Source organism: Bradyrhizobium sp. CB1015, from assembly GCF_025200925.1.
GTDB lineage: Bacteria > Pseudomonadota > Alphaproteobacteria > Rhizobiales > Xanthobacteraceae > Bradyrhizobium.
The window spans coordinates 6,830,985-6,852,765 of sequence record NZ_CP104174.1 but is presented as its reverse complement, the minus strand read 5'-3'; the positions used below and the strand labels follow the sequence as shown (position 1 = coordinate 6,852,765).

The following is a 21,781-nucleotide window of genomic DNA, read 5'->3' as shown; positions in this document are numbered from 1 at the left end:
GGAATTCGTGAATAGACCTGCCCGGGTCGTTGCCCAACCGACGTCGTCCAATCCGCAGCAAGGCATGACGCTGCTGCGCGATCCCCTGCTCAACAAGGGCACCGCCTTCACGGAAGCGGAGCGCGCCACGCTCGGCCTGCGCGGCCTGTTGCCGCCCTGCGTGCTGACGATGGAGACGCAGGCTCAGCGCGTGCTCACAAATCTGCGCACGCTGCCGACGGATCTGGAAAAATACGTCGCCCTGAACGCGCTGCATGACCGCAACGAGGCGCTGTTCTTCCGCGTCGTCGTCGACAATATCGACGAGATCCAGCCGATCATCTACACGCCGACGGTCGGGCTTGCCTGCCAGAAATACGGCCTGATCTTCCAGCGGCCGCGCGGCATGTTCATCTCCTCGCGCGACCGCGGCCAGATCGCCGAGATCCTGAAGAACTGGCCCTACCAGGCCAGGCTGATCGTCGTCACCGACGGCGAGCGCATTTTGGGACTTGGCGATCTCGGTGCCAACGGCATGGGTATCCCCGTCGGCAAGCTGTCGCTCTATTCCGCCTGCGCGGGCGTGCATCCGGAAGCGTGCCTGCCGATCGTGCTCGATGTCGGCACCAACAACGAAGAGCTGTTGAGCGATCCCTATTATCTCGGCCTGCGCGAGCGGCGGCTGACGGGCGAGGCCTATGACAGCTTCGTCGACGAGTTCATGGTCGCTGCGCGCAAAACCTTTCCGGGCGTGCTGATCCAGTTCGAGGACTTCGCCAATCATTCGGCGTTCAAGCTGCTGCACAAATATCGCGACGAGGCCTGCGTCTTCAATGACGACATCCAGGGCACCGCGGCGGTGGCGCTCGCCGGCCTGTTCTCGGCCTTGCGCGTCTCCGGCGGCAAGCTGAAGGATCAGAAGATCCTGTTCCTCGGCGCGGGCGAGGCGGCGACCGGCATCGCCGATCTCGTGGTCTCCGCCATGATGGCGGAGGGGGCATCCGAGGCGGATGCGCTTTCCCGCAACTGGCTGGTGGATTCCCGCGGTCTCGTCGTTGCGGGGCGCGAGGGTCTGCATGGCCACAAGCTGCGCTATGCGCACACTGACCAGGCGCCGATCGCCGACTTCCTCACCGCGATCAAGACATTGAAGCCGACGGCAATCATTGGCGTCGCCGCGGTCGGCGGCGCTTTCACGCCCGATGTGCTCAAGGCGATGGCGGAGCTCAACGAGCAGCCGATCGTGTTCGCGCTCTCCAACCCGACCTCCAAGGCGGAATGCTCGGCGGAGGATGCCTATCGCTACACGGAGGGACGCGCGCTGTTCGCCTGCGGCAGCCCGTACGATCCGGTCAAGCTCAACGGCCGCAGCTTCGTGCCGCGCCAGGGCAACAATTCCTACATCTTCCCGGGCGTCGGCCTCGGCGTCATCGCCAGCCGCTCGCGCCTCGTGACCGACGAGATGTTCATGGCGGCGGCCCATGCGCTCGCCGATTGCGTCGGCAAGGAGGACCTCGCACAGGGCAGCCTCTATCCGGCACTGCCGCGCATCCGCGAGGTCTCGGTCCGCATCGCGGCGGCGGTCGCGGACGTGGCCTATCAGCGCGGGCTGGCAGACGGACCCGCGCCCAATGACGTGAGGGCCCTGGTCCAGTCGCAGATGTACGAGCCGACGTACTGAGCTACCAGGCCGATAGTTGAGCGGCGCCGGAACGAAAGTCCGGTCAGGCGCTGGCTCGTTCACCTCTCCCGCTTGCGGGAGAGGTCGCGCCCACCGGGTCGCGCCAAAGGCGCGCCCGATGACAGGCTCCGGCGCGGGTGAGGCTTTCTCCTCCTGGGATTGTCCCATTGCGGAAGCACCCCCCCCAACCCTCTCCCCAACCCTCTCCCGCAAGCGGGAGAGGGAGCGCACCTCCGTCGTTGCGCGATCAAGCCTCATTTCATCGCGCCTTAAAGGGGTCGTCTGTCCCGATTCAGGTCACTGTGGTGGAATCGTCACAGCTGGCGCGAAACGGCCGCGGCCCCAGAGCCGCTTTTGTTCCGTCAAGGTTCTGCCCTCATTGCCCACCGAAACTTGCGGTTGTTCGGAGGGCGCATCATGTCTCGCATTGCAAGTGCCGAAACTGCCCGGATGTCGCTGGCAAGCTCGAGCCGGCTTTTGCTCGCGGTCCTGGGGGCTGCATCGCTCGCCGCCTGCGCGCAATCGCCGGTCGGCCGTCAGAAAGCCGATCTCGCCGGAACAACCCGGCAAGCCGCGGTGGAGCGCCCGCACCGGGTGGCGGCGCTGCATCCACGCCCGATCAGCCGGGCGCGCAGCTCCGATGGTGGAGCGAGGCACACGGCTTCGCACGGCGTCGCCAGCTTCTATTCGGATACGGAGACCGCGAGCGGCGAGAAGTTCGACAAGAACGAATTGACCGCGGCGCATCCCACCCTGCCGTTCGGCACCAAGCTGCGCGTCACCGAGACCTCCTCCGGCCGTTTCGTCACGGTCAGGGTCAACGATCGCGGGCCCTTCGTGCGCGGACGCGTGGTCGACATCTCGCCTTCCGCCGCCGAGGCGCTCGGCATGGTCGACAAGGGCATCACCAATGTCAGGCTCGAGGTCGTGCGATAGGGCGCCAGGGGTCGCGACAGATGCGGCGCGCTTAACCGGCTGTTAGCGGCTTCTCAAGCACCATGGCTGCCCACGCAATTCGGGGCTTTTGGGGAGACGGGGCTTGAACACGATCCAGCATCTCGAAGATCAGGCTGCGCGCGCCGAGCGGCTCGCCAAACGGATCACGGATACGCTGACGATCGAAAAGCTGCTGACCTTCGCGGGCGAACGCCGCCGCGAGATCGAGGTCATCGCCGGCAAGCACCGCCGCAACTGAGTCCTGCGCTCCAACCTCCCACAGCATTCCCCCGCACGCAAATCGCAATGTGCTTCAGGAATGGCTTTCGATGAAGTCGCTGAGATAATCGGGGAGCTCTATTCCATAGAGGTCGCAGCGCGCACGAATCTCGCCGGCGACGTCGCTCGAGATATCCTTCATCCAATGCTCGAGCGTGTTGAACGAGATCACCTTGACCGGATCGTTGAAGCAGCCGGCGACCAGCTCGCCGATCGTTGCGTCGAGATCGCTGCGCTCGATGCGGATTTCGGTCGCCTCGTCGCGGCGATCGACCACCACGAACAAGGTCTGGTCCGCTCCGTAAGGCACGATCGGTGATAGTACGCCGGCGTCAAGCATCTCGAGGCGCTCACGTTCTTGCTTCCGATCCCTGACAACGGGAAGAACCGCAAGAAGGTTCCTACTCGCGCGCTTGTGAACGCCGTCAGAGAAATTCTCTCAAGCGCGACAGCTCGAGGACGTGCTCGGGGGAGAGGATTTCGGTGACGAGCGGCGGCTGCGCCGCGGTGCGGATCTCGTAGAGGTGCCGGGTCGTCGCCGGCTTCTGCATGAAAGCCGAGATGCAATCGTCGAGCGTGCCTTGGATGACCTGGTAGGGCTCTCGATCAGGCTGACGCTGATTGGCAAGTGATGGCCATTTATGCAGCACCGCCGGTGCGCCGAAATCGACCTTGGAATCCCCGACCACGTCCCCCATCGCCCTGCCTCACGCAAAAGACGACCCCGGCAGACGTGCTCGCGTGCCGGGGCCCATACACCTGTCGCTGCATCTCAATGCCACGAGCCTCCAACGCGGCAGCCGGGAAAAGGTTCCCGGCTCATCCGCTACGGCTTATCGCTCGGAATCTTCGGAATTTGCAATATCCAGCGGACAAACGCCTTCACGCGGGGGTCTTTGGCCATTGCCGCGGGCCAGCGCACGATTTGAGCCTTGCTCGACGGCAAGTCCCAGGATTGCGGAAGCACCCGTACCAGCCTGCCGTCCTTCAGGGCATCCTGGACCAGCAGCGAACGCGCGAGCACGATCCCGTTGCCGGCCAGGGCCGCGGCTATGGCGGTGGCTATCGTTGCAAAACGTATCTCGGCGGGTGGCGGGCGGCCGAGGCCCAATCGTTCGAACCAGGAGGTCCATGACCATTCGACCCCACGGTCTTCGCCGGTCCGGCCCTTGTGCAGGAGCGGCAGGGATTTGAGGCGCGTCACGTCGGTCAGCGGCTGCTGACCGGGCAGCAGGCGTGGGTGGCAGACGGGGTAAACATGCTCGCGAAAGAGCAAACGCTGCGTGGCCTCAAGCCCGCTGCTGGTTGCCACACCACCGCGACGTCAGATCGGTCGACCTCGCGTGAGCGTCGGCCTCACGTACGGCCAGCTCAACCGGTATGCCGGGATGCGTCTGCGCAAAATCGGGCAAGCGGCGCACGAGCCAATAGTCGGCAAGTGCTGCACCGACGCCGACTTTCAAGGCCGGTGGTGGAGCTGCGGCGCGACAAAGCGCACGAAAATCCGCCATCCTGTCGAGCAAACCGGCCAACTCGTTCGAGAGGGCAATACCGGCGGGTGTGGCACACAAGCCGCTCGGCTGCCGAATGAGGAGGGGCGTCCCGACGAAGTTCTCGAGCTTGCGGAGCCGATGGCTGACCGCGCTCTGCGTGAGCCCGAGCTCCGCGGAGGCGCGCGTGACGCTCGCATGTCTCAACGCTGCCTCGAACGCAATCAGCCCGTCGAAGGGAGGAAATGAACGCATTGCATCATCATGAAACATTTTCATGCCGATGTGAATGCATTGCATTGGCGCGGGCCTCGCCCCGGCAGGCATATCGGTGCCAGACGCTTTCACGATGGGACAACGATGATCACGCCCGAACCGGATATGCAGTCCCCTAGCCGTTGGCCCGACCTGTTGCCAGCGATGGTGCTCGGCATCGCGGCCTTTCTGACGCAATTCGACGTAACCGCGGTCGTTGTCGCGATGCCGGCCATGGCCGCCGAACTCGGTTTCGGCGGCGCTGCCTATGCCTGGGTGATGGATGCCTATAGTCTGGCATTTACCGGTGGGCTGCTCGCTGCGGGCGCGCTGGCCGACAAGTATGGGCGCCGACGCGCTCTGCTTGGCGGCAACGTCGTGTTCCTGGTCGGATCGATCATTTGCGGCTTCGCGGCGGGCGGTCCGATGCTGTGGACCGCGCGTGCCATTCAAGGCCTTGGCGCGGCGTTCGTTATCACGGGAGGCATTGCGCTGCTTGCGAATGCCTATGCCCGGCCTGACGAGCGCGCCCGTGCCTTCGCGTTCATGGGCGTGCTCTCAGGCATCGCCATGGCGCTCGGACCAGCGCTCGGGGGACTTGTCTCGGCCTGGTTCGGATGGCGCTGGATCTTCCTGGCCAATATCCCGCTTTGTCTGCTCACGCTTTTGGCCGTTCCGCGGCTGGTCGCAGAATCGCGTGATCCTGCCGGCCGCCCGCTGGACTGGAGCGGCGTCGTGCTTCTCACGTTTGCGCTTGGTCTTGCGATCGAGAGCCTGCTGAGGGGAGGTGCAATGCCGGCCCGGATCGCAGCGGGCCTCGGGCTGAGCGCGTGTCTGCTCGCCATCTTCGTGATGCAGCAGCGGCGCCGGCCAGTGCCGATTTTCGACCCCGCTGTGTTCATGCGGCCGGTCATGGTCGGCATTTCCTCGCTGCTGATTGCTGTTTCCGTTGGCTACTGGGCGGTTCTCGTTTATCTGCCTCCGTTCCTGAGCGCAGCGTTCGGCTGGGCAGGCCCGTCCGTTGGCTTCGCAATGCTCTTCGCGACGTTGCCGATGCTTCTGCTGCCGCCCTATGGTGCTCGCCTGGCAACACGCTGGGGCTGGCGCCGGCTGTTCGCGACGGCGATGCTGGCGATGCTGGCAGGCGATCTCATTCTGGTACTGGCGGCGAGCGGCTGGCTCCCGAACCTGCAAGTCGCTCTCGCTGCGGCGGCAACCGGTATGCTGTTGACCGGGATTGGCGCAGTCCTCGCGCATCCGCAACTGTCGAGCGCCGTCGTTGCGTTGGTGCCTCCGGACCAAACGGGTATGGCCTCGGCGGTCACCGTGGTCATGCGGCAGGCCGGATTTGCGCTCGGCATCGCAACGCTCGGTGCGATTCTATCGGACGAAGCAACGGCTGCCGGTTAAGCGTGGCCCTGGCTTGTTGCGGCCCTTGGGTCAGCAGGCGGCCTCATCGCCGCATCGATGTTGCTGCCTGACCATCAGCTGTAGCTGTATCTGGCAGATACAGCCGGCTGTCGGGGCCACGGCAATTGCCACGCCGGCCGGGAGAAGGGTCCCGGCCGCGCCGTTTCCGCTCAACTCGCGGCCGCTGCGATCCTGTGCCCGGGGCTGTCATGCTCCTGGTTGCTCTCGCCGCGGCGGACCTCCGGCGGCAGCCCGGCAAAGCGCCGCAAGGCCTCCGCCATCTGCACCCGGCCCGACACGCCTGTGATCACCACGTCCACCATGGTGAAGGACGAGTGGAAGTGGCCGCGTGCCTTGAGCTGCTCGACCGGGACGCCGGCGGCAGCCATTGCCTCGGCATAGGCGATCCCCTCGTCGCGCAGCGGATCGAACTCGCAGGTGACCACGACGGCCGGCGGCAGGCCGGCGACCTTGCCGCGCAGCGGCGAGACCCGCGCATTGGTGCGGTCCGCCGGCGAGCAATAGAGATCCCAGAACCAGTACATCAGCGAGCGCGTCAGGAAGTAGGCGGTCCCATTTTCGTCGTAAGAGGGCCGATCGAAGCTGCAGTCGGTGACCGGGCAGACCAGAAGCTGGCCGGCGATGGCAGGCCCGCCGCGGTCGCGCGCGAGCTGGCAGGTGACGGCAGCGATGTTGCCGCCGGCGCTCCAGCCGGCGACCAGCACCGGGCCCGGCTTGCCGCCGAGCTCGGCGGCGTGCTCGGCGATCCAGCGCGTTGCCGCATAACCGTCTTCGGCGGCGGTCGGGAAGCGATGCTCCGGTGCGTGGCGATAGCCGACGCTGACGAACATCATGCCCGTCCGCCGCACCATGTCGCGGCAGAACGGCTCGTCCGATTGCTCGTCGCCGAGCACCCAGCCGCCGCCATGGAAATAGACCACGACCGGATGCGGTCCCGGCGTTGCCGGCTTATAGACGCGGTAGGGCAGCGCGCCGTCGGCAACGGGGAGGGTGCCGTCGACGATTTCGCCGATTGGCCGACCCGCAGGCCGGCCCTTGTTGAACTCGTTGACGAAGGCACGGGCGCCGAGCGCGCCCATCGACTCGATCGGCGGCAGGTTGAGCGAGGCAAGCAGGTTCAGCACCAGCCGCACGTCCGGCTGCAGGCGCACCACCTCGCCGTCATTGCACTGCGCGGCGCCATTGGGGCCGCTGAGCCTGAAGCCGAGCATGCCGCGGCTGACCACCTCGTCGCAGATGCTGCGATAGGGGCCGACGCCGCCGGTATAGGGCATCAGCCCCCGCACCTTGCCGGGCACGTTGGCGCCCGTGTACCAGGTGTTGGCGAGCCGGTGCAGGGTCAGCATCGAGCAGTCGGCCATGTGCCGGCCCCAACCGGCCTGTGCCGTCTCGGTCGGCTCCATCGTGGTGAAGCCGGCATCACGCAGCGCGGCAAGGCGATCGACCACCCAGTCGACATGCTGCTCGATCGACACCGCCATGTTCGACAGCACCGACGGGCTGCCGGGGCCGGTGATCATGAAGAAGTTCGGGAAGCCCTCGACCGTCAGGCCGAGATAGGTCTGCGGTCCCTGCGCCCAGACGTCGGACAGCGACTTGCCGCCGCGCCCGGTGATCGGATGCACGGCACGGATCGCGCCGGTCATCGCATCGAAGCCGGTTGCGAAGACGATGAGGTCGAGGTCGAAGCTGCGGCCGCTCGTGGAGATGCCGCTCGCGGTGATCGCCTTGATCGGCTCCTTGCGCAGATTGACCAGCGTGACGTTCGGCCGGTTGTAGGTTGCGTAATAGTTGGTGTCGAGGCAGGGGCGCTTCGCGCCGAACGGATGATCGTCCGGCATCAGTGCCGCGGCGGTCTCGGGATCCTTGACGGCGGCGCGGATCTTCTCGCGGATCAGATCCTGGACGATCTTGTTGCCGTCGAGGTCCACGGCCTGGTCGGCCCAGAGCTGCGTCAGGATGTGGACGAGGTCGCCGGCGGCCCAGGCGCGCTCGAACCGCTCGCGACGCTCGGCATCGCTGAGCTGCCAGCTCACGACCGTCTGCTGCGGGTAGGGCACGCCGGCCATCGACTGCCGTGCCTGCTCGCGATAGGCGGCGCGGTCGCTCTGCAGCAGGCTCATGCGATCCGCGGGCGCCGGGCCGTTATGCGCCGGCAATGCGAAATTCGGTGTACGCTGGAAAACGGTCAGATGCGCGGCCTGCTCGGCGATCAGCGGGATCGACTGGATCGCCGACGAGCCGGTGCCGATCACGGCGACGCGCTTTCCTGTAAGATTGACGCCGTCATGCGGCCAGCGTCCGGTGAAATAGACCTCGCCCTTGAAGTCCTTGACGCCGTCGATCTCCGGCGGCTTTGGCGCGGAGAGGCAACCGGTGGCCATGATGTAATGGCGGCAGGAGACGGGTAGCCCATTGTCGGTGGTGATGAGCCAGCGCTCCGACGCTTCGTCCCATCTGGCTTCGGTGACCTTGGTCTTGAAACGGATATCGCGGCGCAGATCGTAGCGATCGGCGACGAAGCCGAGGTAGCGCAGGATCTCGGGCTGGGTGGCGTATTTCTCCGACCAGGTCCAGGCGGTCTCGAGCTCCGGATCGAACGTGTAGCTGTAGTCGATGGTCTGGATGTCGCAGCGCGCGCCCGGATAGCGGTTCCAATACCAGGTGCCGCCGACATCGCCGGCCTCGTCGAGCCCGACCGCCGAGAACCCCGCCTTGCGCAGGCGATGGAGAAGGTAGAGGCCGGAGAATCCGGCGCCGACCACGGCGACATCGACCTGCTGAGCGGTTCCGCGCTCATCGGAGGCACGTGTGGCAACCATCGCGTCAGGCATGGTGTTTCTCCCGTATGTCTTGTTTTGCCGGCAGGCTATCGCCGCAGGCTCAGCTTGTCATTAGAGCAAGTGCAACCCCAGGGTAGTCGTTTGCGGCGGCATCGTGACCGCGCGAATGTTTGCGGCACCACACGCACCGCGATGCACAATGGCCGTGATAGCCCGGGGTAATCAGACCTCATCCTTCTGTGTATGCTTGCGCTTACAAGCCACGCGTACCGTCCGGGCGTCATGACAGAGTTGAGTGAGCGAACCAGAGCGAACATGGACGTCGTTCTCGAGGAGACGTGCCGGCAACTGCCGCATGGCGGCGATCACGACAGCCGTAGGTTCATCGCCGAGCGCCTGATCGAAGCGGCGCAGTCCGGCCACTCCACGCTGGGCGAGCTCGGCATCGTCGCACGCCGCGCGCTCGCGGAGCTGATTGGCAAAGGCGGCTAGGCTCAAGGCGCGAGGCTTGCCTCTGCTACGGCTCTGGACATAACCTGCCGAAACCCTTCATCGAGATCGTTGCGAAGATGCGGGCCTTGCTTGCATTCGTTGCGGCTATTGCAGTCCTGTATGGCGTCGGCTCGGCCGTGGCTCAGCCCGTCGGGCAGTTTCCATTCGCGCTGACCCGTGAAGGGCAGATGCTCGGTGCCGTGGAAGGCGAGGTGGCCTCGTTCAAGGGGCTGGCTTACGCAGCGCCGCCGGTCGGGGCGCTGCGCTGGCAACCGCCGCAGCCGACGACCGAAAGCTCGGAGATGCGCACCGCCTACGACTACGGCGCGCCATGCCTTCAGCCGGCGCTGCCGGCGGCGAGCGAGGATTGCCTGACGCTGAACGTGTTCCGTCCTTTCGGGGTCGATGGCTCGTTGCCGGTGATGGTGTTCATCCATGGCGGCGCGTTCGTCTCGGGCACCGCGAACGATCCGCTGTTCGATGGCGCCAAGCTGGCGCAGGCGGGCCTTATCGTGGTCACCGTGAATTATCGCCTCGGCGCGCTCGGCTGGCTCTCGCATCCCGCGCTGTCGGACGCCGGCTCCGGAAATTTCGGCCTGATGGACCAGGTCGCCGCGCTGCACTGGGTGCACGACAACATCGCGGCCTTCGGCGGCGATCCGGGCAACGTCACTTTGTTCGGCAGCGATGCAGGGGCGACATCGATCGCGCTGCTGATGCTGTCGGCGCCAGCGCGCGAACTCTTCCACAAGGCCATTCTGCAATCGGTGCCCGGCCGCGCCCGCCTGCGTTCGGCAGAAGAGGCCGAGGCCATCGGCCGGCTCTTCGTGGCCGCGCTCGGGACGAAGACGGATTTGCGCGCAGTCGAGCCGCGGCGCCTGCTGGCGGCCGAAAGACAATTGCTGGAGAAATCGCCGCGCAGCTTTGCACCGGTGACGGATGGACGTCTCGTGAGCGAGGAGCTCGCCGCCGGCTTTGCGGCCGGACGTCAAAGCCGCATTCCCCTGATCATCGGCTCGAATGAGGACGAGACCGGCTTCGAGAACGAGTCCGCGATCAAGGAGGAGCTTGCGCCGCCGGGCGCGAGCGGCGACGAGTTGCGCAAGCTCTATCCCGATCTCGCCAGACCGTCAGATCTCGCGGCAAGAATCTACACTGACAAGGTCTTCTCCGAGCCGGTGCGGCTGCTGGCCCGCCTGCACGCGGCAAGCGGCGGGCCGACCTTTCGCTACCGCTTCGCCTATGTGCCGGAAGCGCGGCGCGCGAATCCTGACGTCGGCCACGGGCGCGAGCTGCAGTTCATCTTCGGTGCGGAAGGCGTGCCCGGTGCGGGCATCCTGTCGCGACGCGACCGCGAGGTCGCAAGCCGCATGCGCGCCTACTGGATCAACTTCGCTAGAAGCGGCGATCCCAATGGTCCCGACCTCAATGGTCCCGACCTGCCACGCTGGGACGCGGCGGGCGGCGATCGCCTGCTGCTGATCACGAACGATGGCATCGCGAGCGGCGACGATCCGTTGGCGGATCGTCTCGACCGGCTCGCAAATGAGGGCAGGAGATGAATCGGATTTAAGCCGCGAGTTCGACGCGCGGCGCCGGGCTGAGCCGGTCTTCCTCCAGGTAATCTATCGCGCCGTCCTTCTCGACGGCATAGAATTGCTGGCCATCCCGCGACTTGAAGGCGGCGCGGACGACACCGCGGCGGCCCTTATCACTGTTGACGACGTCCCCCAGCGCAAACTTCCTCATCGCACGTCTCACTTGTCTTCAGACCGACTGCTTCGGCCCCGCCCGGATTCTGGGCGCCAAATCGTTAACGACTTGCTAACCATGCTGCTTTGCCTATGCTCACCGCCGCCGTGCGGACCGCCCGCACGCGCCTGTTGTCAACGAGACCAGCCCGATGACGCGATTTCCGACTTTGTTCCTGTCGCATGGCGGCGGCCCCTGGCCCTTCATGGAGGACAGGCGGGTGCAATATGCCAAGACCGCCGAGGCCTTCGCGAACTTGCCGCAGCTTTTGCCCGAGAGGCCGAAGGCCGTGCTGGTCATCACCGGGCATTGGGAAGCCGACGCGTTCACGGTGTCGACCTCGCCGCACCCGCCGATGGTCTACGACTATTACGGTTTCCCTGAGCATACCTACCACCTCAAATATCCGGCGCCGGGCAGGCCCGAGCTTGCCGCGCAAGTGAAGGCGCTGCTCACGCATGCCGGCCTCGATTGCCGCGAAGATCCCGATCAGGGTTTTGATCACGGCACGTTCGTTCCGCTCGGGCTGATGTATCCGAACGCCGACATGCCGATCGTGCTGCTGTCGCTGAAGTCCAGCTATGACGCGGCCGAGCACGTCAAGGTGGGTCAGGCGATCGCATCCTTGCGCGATGAAGGCATCCTGATCGTCGGCAGCGGGCTGACCTATCACAACATGCGCGGCTTCAACCGTCCGGAGTCCAAGCCCGTCTCGTATGATTTCGAAGCCTATCTGAACGAGGCGATCAGCAGCCCCGATGCGGCGCGCCGCAATGCCATGCTGGTCGATTGGGAGAATGCGCCGAGCGCACGCCTTGCGCATCCGCGCGAGGATCATCTGCTGCCGCTGATGGTGGCGGCCGGGGCTGCGGGCAGCGACGTCGGCCGCCGTGTCTTCGTCGACGAGGTCGCGCATGTGGCGATGGCGTCGTATGTGTTTGGATGATCTTCTCCCTCGCCCCGCACGCGGCCGGGCTATCGCGTTTGAATTTTGCAGAGGGCCGTCATGCCCGGGCTTGTCCCGGGCATCCACGTTCTTTGTGCGGCGTGGAAAGGCGTGGATGGTCGGGACAAGTCCGGCCATGACGCCGTCGAGAACTCGGCGCCCATAGCCCACATCTCGCATGCGATGGGCCCTGCCGCACGCGGGGAGAGGCGAAGAAAGCCTCACCCATATCTTAGCTTCATCACCAGGATGCCGCCGGCGAGCAGCATGGTGACGGCGTTCGAGGCGATCAGGGGGCCATCGCCCGAGAGCAGGCCGTAGATGAGCCAGAGCGCCAGGCCCAGCACCATCACCAGGAACATGCCGAGCGAGATGTCGCCAGTGGAGCGGGTCTTCCATACCTTGATGGCTTGCGGCGCGTAGGCGACGGTGGTGCAGGTAGCGGCGGCAAAGCCGATCAGCTTGGGCAGTAGCGGGTCCATGCGCGCTCTATAGCACGGATTCGGCCATGCCTGGAGCCTCGTTCCGATTTCGTCGGAACGAAGCTCTCATTCTTGTTTTGACGCGTTTTCTTGACGCGAACCGGTGCCCACTTCGCTCGAAAACGCTACGCCCCGCGGGCCGCCATGAGATTGCGATACAGCGCGGCATAGTCGCCGGCGCGGTGGCGCCAGGAGACGTCGGTCGCAAGGCCGCTGCGTTGCAGGCGGCGCCAGGTCAGCTTGTCGTGGAAGGCAACGTTGGCCTTGCGCAGCGTGCCGGCGAGGGCATCCGCCGTCACGGGGCCGAACTTGAAGCCGGTGGCATCGTGGCCGGACGCGTCGGCCTCGCCGATATCGACGATGGTGTCTTCGAGGCCGCCGACGCGCGAGACGATCGGCACGGCGCCATAGCGCAGCGCGCAGAGTTGGGTCAGGCCGCACGGCTCAAAGCGCGACGGCACGATCAGCGCGTCCGAGCCGGCCTGGATCAAATGCGCCAGGATCTCGTCGTAGCCGATCACGACGCCGATCCGGCCGGGATTGGCGCGGGCCGCGGCCTGATAGCGATCCTGCAGATCACGGTCGCCGCTGCCGAGCAGCGCGAGCTGCATGCCTTCGCGCAGGATGGTCGGGATGGCCTCCAGCAGCAGGTCGAGCCCCTTCTGCCACGACAGCCGGCTGATGACGCCGAGCAACGGCGCTTCGTCCGCGGAATCGAGGTTGAACTGCTGCTGCAGCACCGCCTTGTTCGCGGCCCGGAATGTCAGGTCCTCCGCGCCGAAGCAATAGGCGATGTGCGGATCGGTTTGCGGATTCCAGACCTCGGTGTCGATGCCGTTGAGGATACCGCTGAGCACGTCCGATCGTTCGCGAAGCAGACCGCCGAGGCCCATGCCGCCTTCGTCGCTCTGGATTTCCTTCGCGTAGGTCGGCGATACCGTGGTGATGCGATCGGCAAGGCGCAAGCCGGCCTTCAAGAAGCTGATGCCGCCGAAATATTCCAGTTCGTTGACGTTGAAGGCGTGCCAGGGCAGGCCGATCGATCCGATCAGTTCAGGGGCGAACTTGCCCTGATAGGCCATGTTGTGAATGGTCATCACGGTGCCGGGCCGCGGACGATTGTCGTAGTGCAGATAGGCCGGCGCGAGCCCCGCCTGCCAATCGTGGGCGTGCACGACATCGGGCACGAAGGCCGGCACGAGGCCATGACCGATATCGGCGGCCACGCGCGACAGCGCGGCGAAGCGCACGCCGTTGTCCGCCCAGTCTGCGCCATCGGAGGTGACATAGGGGTTGCCCGGCCGCGCATAGAGATGCGGCACATCCAGCACGAACAGGTCGAGCCCGGCATGCGAGCCCGCCAGCAGCCGTCCGGGGCCGCCGAAATAGTCCGGCCAGCGCCGGAGCTCCTCTGTGCCGGACACCAGGCGCAGCACGTCGGGATAGCCCGGCAGCAAGGTGCGCATCTCGACGCCATGCGCCTTCAGCGCAACCGGCAGCGCGCCGGCGACATCTGCGAGGCCGCCGGTCTTGACCAGGGGATAGACTTCAGAGGCGACCGCGAGGACGCGAACAGGCGTCATGTATTGAGCCTGTCGATCATCGGCTGGGTGATTAGCGAGATGCCCTGCTCGGTGGTGCGGAAGCGCTTTCCGTCGAACTCGGGATCCTCGCCGACGACGAGACCTTCCGGAATCTCGACGCCGCGGTCGATCACGACGTTCCTTAAGCGGGCGCCGCGGCCGACATTCACGTAAGGCATGATCACGGCATTCTCGACATTGGCGTAGGAGTTGATGCGCACGCCGGTGAACAGCAGCGAGCGGCGCAGCGAGGCGCCGGAGATGATGCAGCCGCCTGACACCAGCGAGCTCACCGCTTGGCCGCGCCGGCTCTCCTCGTCGTGGACGAATTTCGCGGGCGGGGTGATCTCCGCATAGGACCAGATCGGCCAGGCGCGGTCGAACAGGTCGAGCTCGGGCACCACGTCGGTGAGGTCGATATTGGCGGCCCAATAGGCATCCACCGTGCCGACGTCGCGCCAATAGGCGCGGGTGTCGCTGCCGGAGCGGACGCAGGAGGTCGAATATTGGTGCGCCATCGCGCGGCCGTTCTTGACGAGGTAGGGAATGATGTCCTTGCCGAAATCGTGGTTCGAGTTCGGGTCCTCGGCATCGCGCTTGAGCTGATCGAACAGGAATTTCGCGTCGAACACGTAGATGCCCATGCTGGCGAGCGAGACGTCCGGCTTGCCCGGCATCGGCGGCGGATCTTTCGGCTTTTCCAGGAACTCCTGAATCCAGCCGTTCTCGTCAATATGCATGATGCCGAAGCCGGAGGATTCCGTCCGCGGCATCTCGAGGCAGCCGACGGTGACGTCGGCGCCGCTCTCGACGTGCTGGCGCAGCATCACTTCGTAGTCCATTTTATAGATGTGGTCGCCAGCCAGCACCACGATGAAGCGGCAGGCGTGGGATTCGATGATGTCGATGTTCTGGTACACCGCGTCCGCCGTGCCGACATACCACATGGTCTCGGAGACGCGCTGGCTGGCGGGAAGGATGTCAAAACTCTCGTTGCGTTCGGGGCGAAAGAAGTTCCAGCCCATCTGAAGGTGCCGGATCAGGCTGTGCGCCTTGTACTGGGTCGCCACCGCGATACGGCGGATGCCGGAGTTCACCGCGTTCGACAGCGCGAAATCGATGATGCGGGACTTGCCGCCGAAATAGACCGCCGGCTTGGCGCGGCGGTCGGTCAGCTCCAGCAGACGGCTGCCGCGTCCTCCGGCCAAGACAAATGCCAGCGCCTGACGGGCAAGCGGCTCGGGTCTCGCGGCACTCATGTGATCCTCCCACAACTCTGGCGCTCGCCAGAAGCCTCCCGGCCGCGCACCTTGGAACCGATAGTAATGGTACGAATAGTAAATCGTGAAGCTGGTTGTTGGTTGCGAATGCACGGGAAGCTTAATGCTTTGCCGGGTGACCGGGCCTCAGCGACCGTCGTGCGGCTGTCGCAGGCGACCACGTCGCCGGACACCGGTTGATCAGAACGGAGGCAAGCGTCTTGTGCGGTGCACGCAAACTCTAGGCTTTGAAATTCTACGCTTTGACTTGGCGCAAGGATGCCCGATCATGGCGCTGCGATCCTTCTCCAAGCGAAAGGTCAGACAGGGAGTAAGACGATGAGGATCTGGAAGACGGCAATTGCCTGTTCGCTGGCCGGCGCAGTCATGGCGGCCCAGATCGGGCAGGCCACGGCGGCCCCGATGCCAACCAACGTCGCGGCGATGAAGGCTGCGGCCGGCGACAACGTCGCGCAGGTGCATTGGCGTGGCGGCGGATGGGGCTGGGGTCTTGGCGGTCTCGCGGCCGGTGCGATCATCGGCAGCGCCATCGCGGCCGGGGCTCCTTACGGCTATTACGGCTACGGCGGCCCCTATTACGGCGGCTACGGCTATGGATATCCCGGCTACGGCTATGGTTATGCCCCCGCTTATTACGGCGGCTACGGCTACGCTCCGGTCTATCCGCGATATTATCGGCCGTATCGTCCGTATTACAGCTATGGCTACTACCGGCCGTATCGCGTCTATCACCGTCACTATTACCGCAGATATTGGTGAGACCGCACGGCTAGAACGAGAGCCACACGATCAGGCTCATGCATGCAACATGCATGAGCAGGATCGCGGTGAGATGCAATGGGCCGGGCTTGAGGCGAGGCCTGTGCATTCCGCCGCCTCCGCCTAGTTCGATCCCGCGGCTGCAGCCGTGAAGCTGCGGTCGACGGCCTTGGCGACGTCGAGCTTCTTCGGCAGGATGCCGTAACGCGTCGAGCGATCGGAGGCTTCCTGCACCTCCTTGATCACATTCCCGTCGATCACGATCGGGCTGGTGCGCTGCGCGGTGTACGCCGACAGCAGCACGTCCTCCGGCAGTTTGGTCAATTCGGCCGTGTTCTTGGCGTATTCGGCAACATGGTCCAGCGACCACAGCCGCGCCTTGTTCAAGCGCTGCACCAGGTCCTGCACCGCCGCGCGCTTGGTGGCGATGGCGTTGTCCGAGGCCACGATGAAGGTGATGGTCGGCGTGAGCCCTTCGCCGTCGGCGATGACGCGGGCCTTGTCCTTCAGCGTCGCGAACGAGACGTAGGGCTCCCACACCGCCCAGGCGTCGATCGAGCCGGCGAGCAGCGCGATCTTGGCATCGACCGGGCCGAGCGGCGCGAAGGTCGCATCCTCCAGCTTGATCTCTGCCTTCTCCAGCGTCGCGTCGATCAGGAACTGGCCCCAGCCGCCGCGTGTGCCGGCGAGCCGCCTGCCTTTGAGGTCGGCGGCCGATTTGATCGGCGAATCCTGGCGCACCAGGATGGCCTGCGTCTTCGCATCCGACCTCGTGCCGCCGATCGCCTTGATCGGCGCGCCCGCGGCATAGACCGACAGGAACGAGAGATCGCCGGTGTAGCCGACGTCGAGCGCGCCGGCATTGAGCGCTTCAAGGATCGGCGCGGCCGCCGGGAATTCCGACCATTCGATCTTGTAAGGGAGGTCCTTCGCATAGCCGGAGATTTCGAGCAGCGAGCGGTTGCCCCCCTTCTGGTCGCCGACGCGCAGCACGACGGTATCGGCAGCGAGCGATGCGGCGGCGGACGATAGCATGATGGCGGCGGCGAGCAGCGAGGTGGCGAGCCGGCGCGTGATGGAATGGTCGTGAGAGTTGATGCTCATGGGATCCGTCTTGTTGCGTCGCTCACGATGCGTGAGCGGACGATGCAGCGAGGCGATCAAGTCTATGAGCGCGCGGTACGCCGTCAATGAAATGGCCAACCGTATTGTGCGTGCTTCAGGCAATGACATTTCAGCGGGCCGTCGCTTTCGAGAATGCGCAGCGTGCGCGGCCGAAGCTGCATCGGGATGCGGCACCAATGGAGTCGCGGCTCACCTTGCGTGCCGATGCGTCTGCGAAAAATCCTTTCATCGCTCCCGCATGCGCGGGTGGAGAGAATGACTTCGCTTCGCGCAACATTCGAAAATCCATTTCATTGACGATGCCGCGAACGCGCCGCATGATTTGCGCATCGCATCAACGCGGCGCGCCAAGCGCCGACGGAACGATTTTCTCTCAACGCAGCTCCGCACGGAACATGCGCAACGCGATCCGTTGCGCATGAGGCGGAGCCGTGCCAGCGCAGGAGCCAGGGGCCGATGAATAACGACAACCAGCGCAGCGGATCGAAACTCGAGCGGCGCCACCTGCTTCAGGCAGGGCTTGCCGCTGCTTTCGCGGCGCCGCTCGGCGCTCTGGGCGCGCAGGCCTTTGCGCCGCGCGCCATCGTGCCCGGTGTCGACCTCTCCGAGTTTCCGCTGTGCCGCACGGCCTCCGACGCGCCCGCGCTCACCGGTGCGCCGCGCAAGCTGAAGCTGTCGTGGAATGCCGGCGCCGTCTGTCTCGCGCCGGTGCCGGTTGCGATCGAGCACGGCTTCTTCCAGAAGCACAATCTCGATGTCGAGCTCGTCAATTATTCCGGTTCGACCGATCAGCTGCTCGAGGCCATCGCGACCGGCAAGAGCGATGCCGGTCTCGGCATGGCGCTGCGCTGGCTGAAACCGCTGGAGCAGGGCTTTGACGTCAAGATCGCCGCGGGCACCCATGGCGGCTGCATGCGCGTGCTGTCGCGCACCGATTCCGGCGTATCGAAGCTTGCCGACCTCAAGGGCAAGATCGTCGCGGTCGGCGATCTCGCCGGCCCCGACAAGAACTTCTTCTCGATCCAATTGGCCAAGCTCGGCATCGATCCGGTCAAGGATGTCGACTGGCGCGCTTATCCCGGCAACCTGCTCAACGTCGCCGTGGAGAAGGGCGAGGTGCAGGCGTTCCTGTCGTCAGACCCGCTCGCCTATCTCTGGCTCAAGGACACGCAATACAAGGAGGTCGCCTCCAATCTCGACGGCGAGTACCGCGAAAAGAGCTGCTGCATTCTCGGCCTGCGCGGCAGCCTGGTACGCGAGGAACCGCAGGTCGCGCGCGCCATCACGCAGGCGCTGCTCGATGCCGCGATGTTCACCGCGCAGAACTCTGCGGTCGCGGCAAAATCGTTCCAGCCTTACGCGCCGAAGGCGGCGACGCTCGCCGACATCGAGGGCATGGTGCGTTACCACACCCACCATCATCATCCCGTCGGCGATGTGCTCAAGCGCGAGCTCAAGGCCTATGCGGACGATCTCAAGAGCGTGCAGGTCTTCAAGCAGAGCACCGACACCGCCAAATTCGCGGAGCGCATCTATGTCGACGTATTCGCTGTCTGACGGCCTCGCCTCCGGCGCGCCGCGCACTTCGCGCTTGCCGCTGCTGGCGAGCTGGATCCGGGAGTCCGGCGTCGGCGTTCTCGCCAGCGTCGCCTGGATCGCCTTCGGCCTGTCCTGCCTGTGGTGGCAGGATGTCGGCGACTGGTCGCGCACGCATTCGCTCGGCATTGCCGCCTTCATCATCGCGGCGCTCGCGCTGTTCGGCACCGTCGGCGCCGACTATCTGGGATCGGCGGGACAGGCGCTGCACAAGCGGGCGCCGTGGCTGGTCGCGCTCGGGGCGTTCCTGACGGTGTGGGAGGTCGCGACGGCAAAATTCGCCTGGCTGCCGCTGCCGTTCTTTCCGCCGCCGCAGGCGATCATCGAAGTCTACACCGACGATCTGCCAAAACTGCTCGACAGCGTCTTCGCGTCCGTGAAGCTGCAGCTCGGCGGCTATCTGATCGGCGCGACGATCGGTTTCCTGACCGGTGTCTCGATCGGCTGGTCGCGCGCGGTCGGCTATTGGGTGCATCCGGTGCTGCGCTTCATCGGCCCGCTGCCGGCGACCGCCTGGCTGCCGATCGCGTTCTTCACCTTCCCGTCGAGCTGGAGCGCCTCGACCTTCCTGATCGCGCTGGCGACTGGCTTTCCGGTGACGGTGCTGACCTGGTCGGGCGTTGCGAGCGTCAGCAACGCCTATTACGACGTCGCGCGCACGCTGGGGGCAAAGCCGTCGTTCCTGGTGCTGAAGGTCGCGATCCCCGCCGCGCTGCCGCACGTCTTCGTCGGCCTGTTCATGGGGCTCGGCTCGTCCTTTGCGGTGCTCGTCGTCGCCGAGATGATCGGCGTCAAGGCCGGGCTCGGCTGGTACCTGCAATGGGCGCAGGGCTGGGCCGCCTACGCCAACATGTATGCGGCGCTGATCGTGATGTCGCTGCTCTGCTCCGGCGCGATCACGCTGCTGTTTGCGATCCGCGACCGGCTCCTGGTCTGGCAGAAGGGGACCGTCAAATGGTAGCCACAGCTCTTGCCGAAGCGGTCACGCATCCGGACGCCGGCGCCGCGCTCGACATCGAGCAGGTCAGCCACGCCTTCGACATCGACGGGGCCGAGCTGCCGGTGCTGAGCGACGTTTCGATTTCGGTGGAGCCCGGCGAGTTCGTCGCGCTGCTCGGCCCGTCCGGCTGCGGCAAGTCGACGTTGCTCCGGCTGGTCGCCGGGCTCGACAAGCCCAAGGCGGGAAGGCTGCGGGAGGACGAGGCGCGCATCCGGAGCCCGCATCCCTCGCGCGTCGTCGTGTTCCAGGATCCGACCCTGTTTCCCTGGCGTTCGGTCTGGGACAACGTCGCCCTGGGTCTCGAGGCCCAGGGCATTTTGAGGAGCCAGCGCCAGCGCGTCGATGACGCACTCGATCTCGTTGGCCTTGCTTCGTTCCGCAACGCCTATCCGCACCAGCTCTCCGGCGGCATGGCGCAGCGCGTCGCGCTGGCGCGGGCGCTGGTCAACGATCCCAAGATCCTGATCCTGGACGAGCCCCTGGGAAAACTGGACTCGCTGACCCGCATCACCATGCAGGCCGAGCTCGTCGCGCTCTGGCAGCGCAAGGGGTTTACCACGCTGCTGGTGACGCATGATGCGGAGGAAGCGCTGGTGCTGGCCAACCGCGTCGTCGTGTTCAGCGAGCGTCCCGCGCGCGTGAAGGCCGACATTCGTGTCGACCGACCGTATCCGCGCCATCGCGGCGATCCGTATCTGGCTGACCTGCGCCGTCAGATCCTTGGCCTGTTGGGACTGGACGCCACATGGTGACCTCCATAGCCGAGGGCCGCAAGGCTCACAGCGAGCCCGACTACGTCGCCCGCGCAGCGACGCTTGCGGCAAGCTTTGCGGCGCGCGCGGCCGAGCACGACCGCATCGGCAGCTTTCCCTTCGAGAATTTTCACGAGCTGTCGGAGGCGGGCTTGCTGTCGCTGACGGTGCCGGCGGTCCATGGCGGCGCCGGTGCCGGCGCGCGATATGCCGCGCGCGTGCTCGGCATTCTCGGCAAGGCCGATCCGTCGACTGCACTGGTGCTGTCGATGCATTACATCAATTATCTCGTCATGGCGCGCAGCCCAACCTGGCCGGCGCGGCTGTCGCGCAAGCTCGCGCGGGAGAGCGTCGAGGGCCTTGCGCTCATCAACGCGCTGCGCGTTGAGCCGGAGCTCGGCTCGCCGGCGCGCGGCGGCCTGCCGGCGACGATCGCGCGGCGCACCGAGACCGGCTGGCGGCTCTCCGGCCACAAGATCTACTCGACGGGATCGCCGATCCTGAAATGGTACCTGGTCTGGGCGCGCACCGACGAGGCCGAGCCGCGGGTCGGCCAGTTCCTGGTGCCGGCGGGCCTGCCGGGCACGCGTCTCGTCGAGACCTGGGACCATCACGGCCTGCGCGCCAGCGGCAGCCACGACGTCATCTTCGACGACGTCGTGATCCCGCTCGATGCCGAGGTCGACGTACGCAAGCCGGCGGACTGGCGCACGCTCGACGTCACGCAGGCAACCGTCCACACCGTCTTCGTCGCCGCGATCTATGACGGCGTTGCGCGTGCCGCGCGCGACTGGCTGATCACGTTCCTGAAGCAGCGCGTGCCCGCCAGCCTCGGCGCGCCGCTGGCGACCTTGCCGCGCGCGCAGGAGATCCTCGGCGCGATCGAGGCGCGGCTTGCGGTCAACGCGCGGCTGATCGACACGTTCGCCCGCGACTTCGACGATGGCGTCGATCTCTCCGCCGGTGAATCCAACGTCATCAAGCTGACGGTCACCAACAACGCCGTTGCCGTCGTCGAGGATGCCCTGTCGCTGACGGGCAACCACGGGCTCAACCGTGCCAATCCGTTGGAGCGGCATTATCGCGACGTGCTGTGCGGCCGCGTGCACACGCCGCAGGACGATTCCACGCGCATCGGCCTCGGCCGCCTCGCACTCGGCCTCTAGGAATCGACAGGGAG

23 protein-coding genes are annotated in these 21,781 nt (G+C 65.7%); 13 read left to right on the top strand and 10 right to left on the bottom strand.

Going from position 1 to position 21,781, the window contains the following annotated elements; translation table 11 throughout:
* Nucleotides 1–64 precede the first annotated feature (64 nt).
* The 3 genes from N2604_RS32190 to N2604_RS32180 all read left to right on the top strand — a co-directional run bounded on the left by N2604_RS32190 (nucleotide 65) and on the right by N2604_RS32180 (nucleotide 2,855).
* A complete protein-coding gene (locus N2604_RS32190; protein WP_260376356.1) occupies nucleotides 65–1,660 on the top strand; it encodes an NAD-dependent malic enzyme in 1,596 nt (531 codons plus the stop codon).
* A 417-nt stretch (nucleotides 1,661–2,077) separates the two neighbouring features.
* Nucleotides 2,078–2,596 (top strand): septal ring lytic transglycosylase RlpA family protein, encoded by a 519-nt coding sequence (locus N2604_RS32185; RefSeq protein ID WP_260372006.1) that lies wholly within the window; start codon nucleotides 2,078–2,080, stop codon nucleotides 2,594–2,596.
* A 103-nt stretch (nucleotides 2,597–2,699) separates the two neighbouring features.
* A complete protein-coding gene (locus N2604_RS32180) occupies nucleotides 2,700–2,855 on the top strand; it encodes a hypothetical protein (protein ID WP_172787410.1) in 156 nt (51 codons plus the stop codon).
* Nucleotides 2,856–2,909: 54 nt separating this feature from the next.
* Here N2604_RS32180 and N2604_RS32175 read toward each other — a convergent pair whose 3' ends face one another.
* The 4 genes from N2604_RS32175 to N2604_RS32160 form a co-directional block, all read right to left on the bottom strand.
* Complete coding sequence (locus N2604_RS32175; protein ID WP_260372005.1) at nucleotides 2,910–3,215, bottom strand: hypothetical protein; 306 nt, start codon at nucleotides 3,213–3,215, stop codon at nucleotides 2,910–2,912.
* Nucleotides 3,216–3,300: 85 nt separating this feature from the next.
* Nucleotides 3,301–3,573: a hypothetical protein gene (locus tag N2604_RS32170; RefSeq protein WP_260372004.1), complete on the bottom strand. Its 273-nt coding sequence runs from the start codon at nucleotides 3,571–3,573 to the stop codon at nucleotides 3,301–3,303.
* Nucleotides 3,574–3,701: 128 nt separating this feature from the next.
* A complete protein-coding gene (locus tag N2604_RS32165) occupies nucleotides 3,702–4,187 on the bottom strand; it encodes a LysR substrate-binding domain-containing protein (protein WP_260372003.1) in 486 nt (161 codons plus the stop codon).
* Nucleotides 4,165–4,665, bottom strand: coding sequence for a LysR family transcriptional regulator (locus tag N2604_RS32160; RefSeq protein WP_260372002.1), 501 nt, complete (start codon nucleotides 4,663–4,665; stop codon nucleotides 4,165–4,167). Before N2604_RS32160 ends, N2604_RS32165 begins: the two co-directional genes overlap by 23 nt.
* A gap of 60 nt (nucleotides 4,666–4,725) precedes the next feature.
* Between N2604_RS32160 and N2604_RS32155 the strand changes: the two genes are divergently transcribed.
* On the top strand, nucleotides 4,726–6,030 hold the full coding sequence (locus N2604_RS32155; RefSeq protein ID WP_260372001.1) for an MFS transporter: 1,305 nt from the start codon (nucleotides 4,726–4,728) through the stop codon (nucleotides 6,028–6,030).
* A 170-nt stretch (nucleotides 6,031–6,200) separates the two neighbouring features.
* Here N2604_RS32155 and N2604_RS32150 read toward each other — a convergent pair whose 3' ends face one another.
* Complete coding sequence (locus tag N2604_RS32150) at nucleotides 6,201–8,885, bottom strand: alpha/beta hydrolase fold domain-containing protein (RefSeq protein WP_260372000.1); 2,685 nt, start codon at nucleotides 8,883–8,885, stop codon at nucleotides 6,201–6,203.
* A 192-nt stretch (nucleotides 8,886–9,077) separates the two neighbouring features.
* On the opposite strand from N2604_RS32150, the gene N2604_RS32145 reads away from it, so the two are divergent.
* Complete coding sequence (locus tag N2604_RS32145) at nucleotides 9,078–9,326, top strand: hypothetical protein (protein ID WP_311739677.1); 249 nt, start codon at nucleotides 9,078–9,080, stop codon at nucleotides 9,324–9,326.
* Between the two features lie 77 nt (nucleotides 9,327–9,403).
* Nucleotides 9,404–10,888, top strand: coding sequence for a carboxylesterase/lipase family protein (locus N2604_RS32140; protein WP_260371999.1), 1,485 nt, complete (start codon nucleotides 9,404–9,406; stop codon nucleotides 10,886–10,888).
* A gap of 7 nt (nucleotides 10,889–10,895) precedes the next feature.
* On the opposite strand, the gene N2604_RS32135 is transcribed toward N2604_RS32140, so the two are convergent.
* Nucleotides 10,896–11,075 (bottom strand): hypothetical protein, encoded by a 180-nt coding sequence (locus tag N2604_RS32135; protein ID WP_024339659.1) that lies wholly within the window; start codon nucleotides 11,073–11,075, stop codon nucleotides 10,896–10,898.
* 154 nt (nucleotides 11,076–11,229) lie between these two features.
* Between N2604_RS32135 and N2604_RS32130 the strand changes: the two genes are divergently transcribed.
* The gene (locus N2604_RS32130; protein WP_260371998.1) at nucleotides 11,230–12,024 is read left to right on the top strand and encodes a class III extradiol ring-cleavage dioxygenase; all 795 of its coding nucleotides are present in this window, start codon (nucleotides 11,230–11,232) and stop codon (nucleotides 12,022–12,024) included.
* Nucleotides 12,025–12,245: 221 nt separating this feature from the next.
* Here N2604_RS32130 and N2604_RS32125 read toward each other — a convergent pair whose 3' ends face one another.
* From N2604_RS32125 to glgC, 3 genes are all read right to left on the bottom strand, one after another.
* Nucleotides 12,246–12,506 (bottom strand): SemiSWEET transporter, encoded by a 261-nt coding sequence (locus N2604_RS32125; RefSeq protein ID WP_260371997.1) that lies wholly within the window; start codon nucleotides 12,504–12,506, stop codon nucleotides 12,246–12,248.
* 125 nt (nucleotides 12,507–12,631) lie between these two features.
* On the bottom strand, nucleotides 12,632–14,089 hold the full coding sequence (gene glgA / locus N2604_RS32120; protein ID WP_260371996.1) for a glycogen synthase GlgA: 1,458 nt from the start codon (nucleotides 14,087–14,089) through the stop codon (nucleotides 12,632–12,634).
* Nucleotides 14,086–15,348: a glucose-1-phosphate adenylyltransferase gene (gene glgC / locus N2604_RS32115; RefSeq protein ID WP_260371995.1), complete on the bottom strand. Its 1,263-nt coding sequence runs from the start codon at nucleotides 15,346–15,348 to the stop codon at nucleotides 14,086–14,088. The genes glgA and glgC overlap by 4 nt, the downstream gene beginning before the upstream one ends.
* 339 nt (nucleotides 15,349–15,687) lie before the next feature.
* Between glgC and N2604_RS32110 the strand changes: the two genes are divergently transcribed.
* Nucleotides 15,688–16,128 (top strand): hypothetical protein, encoded by a 441-nt coding sequence (locus tag N2604_RS32110; protein ID WP_260371994.1) that lies wholly within the window; start codon nucleotides 15,688–15,690, stop codon nucleotides 16,126–16,128.
* 123 nt (nucleotides 16,129–16,251) lie between these two features.
* Here N2604_RS32110 and N2604_RS32105 read toward each other — a convergent pair whose 3' ends face one another.
* On the bottom strand, nucleotides 16,252–17,232 hold the full coding sequence (locus N2604_RS32105) for an ABC transporter substrate-binding protein (protein WP_260371993.1): 981 nt from the start codon (nucleotides 17,230–17,232) through the stop codon (nucleotides 16,252–16,254).
* A gap of 86 nt (nucleotides 17,233–17,318) precedes the next feature.
* On the opposite strand from N2604_RS32105, the gene N2604_RS32100 reads away from it, so the two are divergent.
* The 5 genes from N2604_RS32100 to N2604_RS32080 are packed head-to-tail and all read left to right on the top strand — an operon-like array spanning nucleotide 17,319 to nucleotide 21,767.
* Nucleotides 17,319–17,675, top strand: coding sequence for a hypothetical protein (locus N2604_RS32100; protein WP_260371992.1), 357 nt, complete (start codon nucleotides 17,319–17,321; stop codon nucleotides 17,673–17,675).
* A 34-nt stretch (nucleotides 17,676–17,709) separates the two neighbouring features.
* Nucleotides 17,710–18,810 (top strand): ABC transporter substrate-binding protein, encoded by a 1,101-nt coding sequence (locus N2604_RS32095; RefSeq protein WP_260371991.1) that lies wholly within the window; start codon nucleotides 17,710–17,712, stop codon nucleotides 18,808–18,810.
* On the top strand, nucleotides 18,788–19,810 hold the full coding sequence (locus tag N2604_RS32090; RefSeq protein ID WP_260371990.1) for an ABC transporter permease: 1,023 nt from the start codon (nucleotides 18,788–18,790) through the stop codon (nucleotides 19,808–19,810). The genes N2604_RS32095 and N2604_RS32090 overlap by 23 nt, the downstream gene beginning before the upstream one ends.
* Nucleotides 19,804–20,601 carry an ABC transporter ATP-binding protein gene (locus tag N2604_RS32085; protein WP_260371989.1) on the top strand — a complete coding sequence of 266 codons (798 nt, stop codon included), beginning with the start codon at nucleotides 19,804–19,806 and terminating at the stop codon, nucleotides 20,599–20,601. The genes N2604_RS32090 and N2604_RS32085 overlap by 7 nt, the downstream gene beginning before the upstream one ends.
* Nucleotides 20,595–21,767 (top strand): acyl-CoA dehydrogenase family protein, encoded by a 1,173-nt coding sequence (locus N2604_RS32080; RefSeq protein ID WP_260371988.1) that lies wholly within the window; start codon nucleotides 20,595–20,597, stop codon nucleotides 21,765–21,767. The genes N2604_RS32085 and N2604_RS32080 overlap by 7 nt, the downstream gene beginning before the upstream one ends.
* Nucleotides 21,768–21,781: the final 14 nt, after the last annotated feature.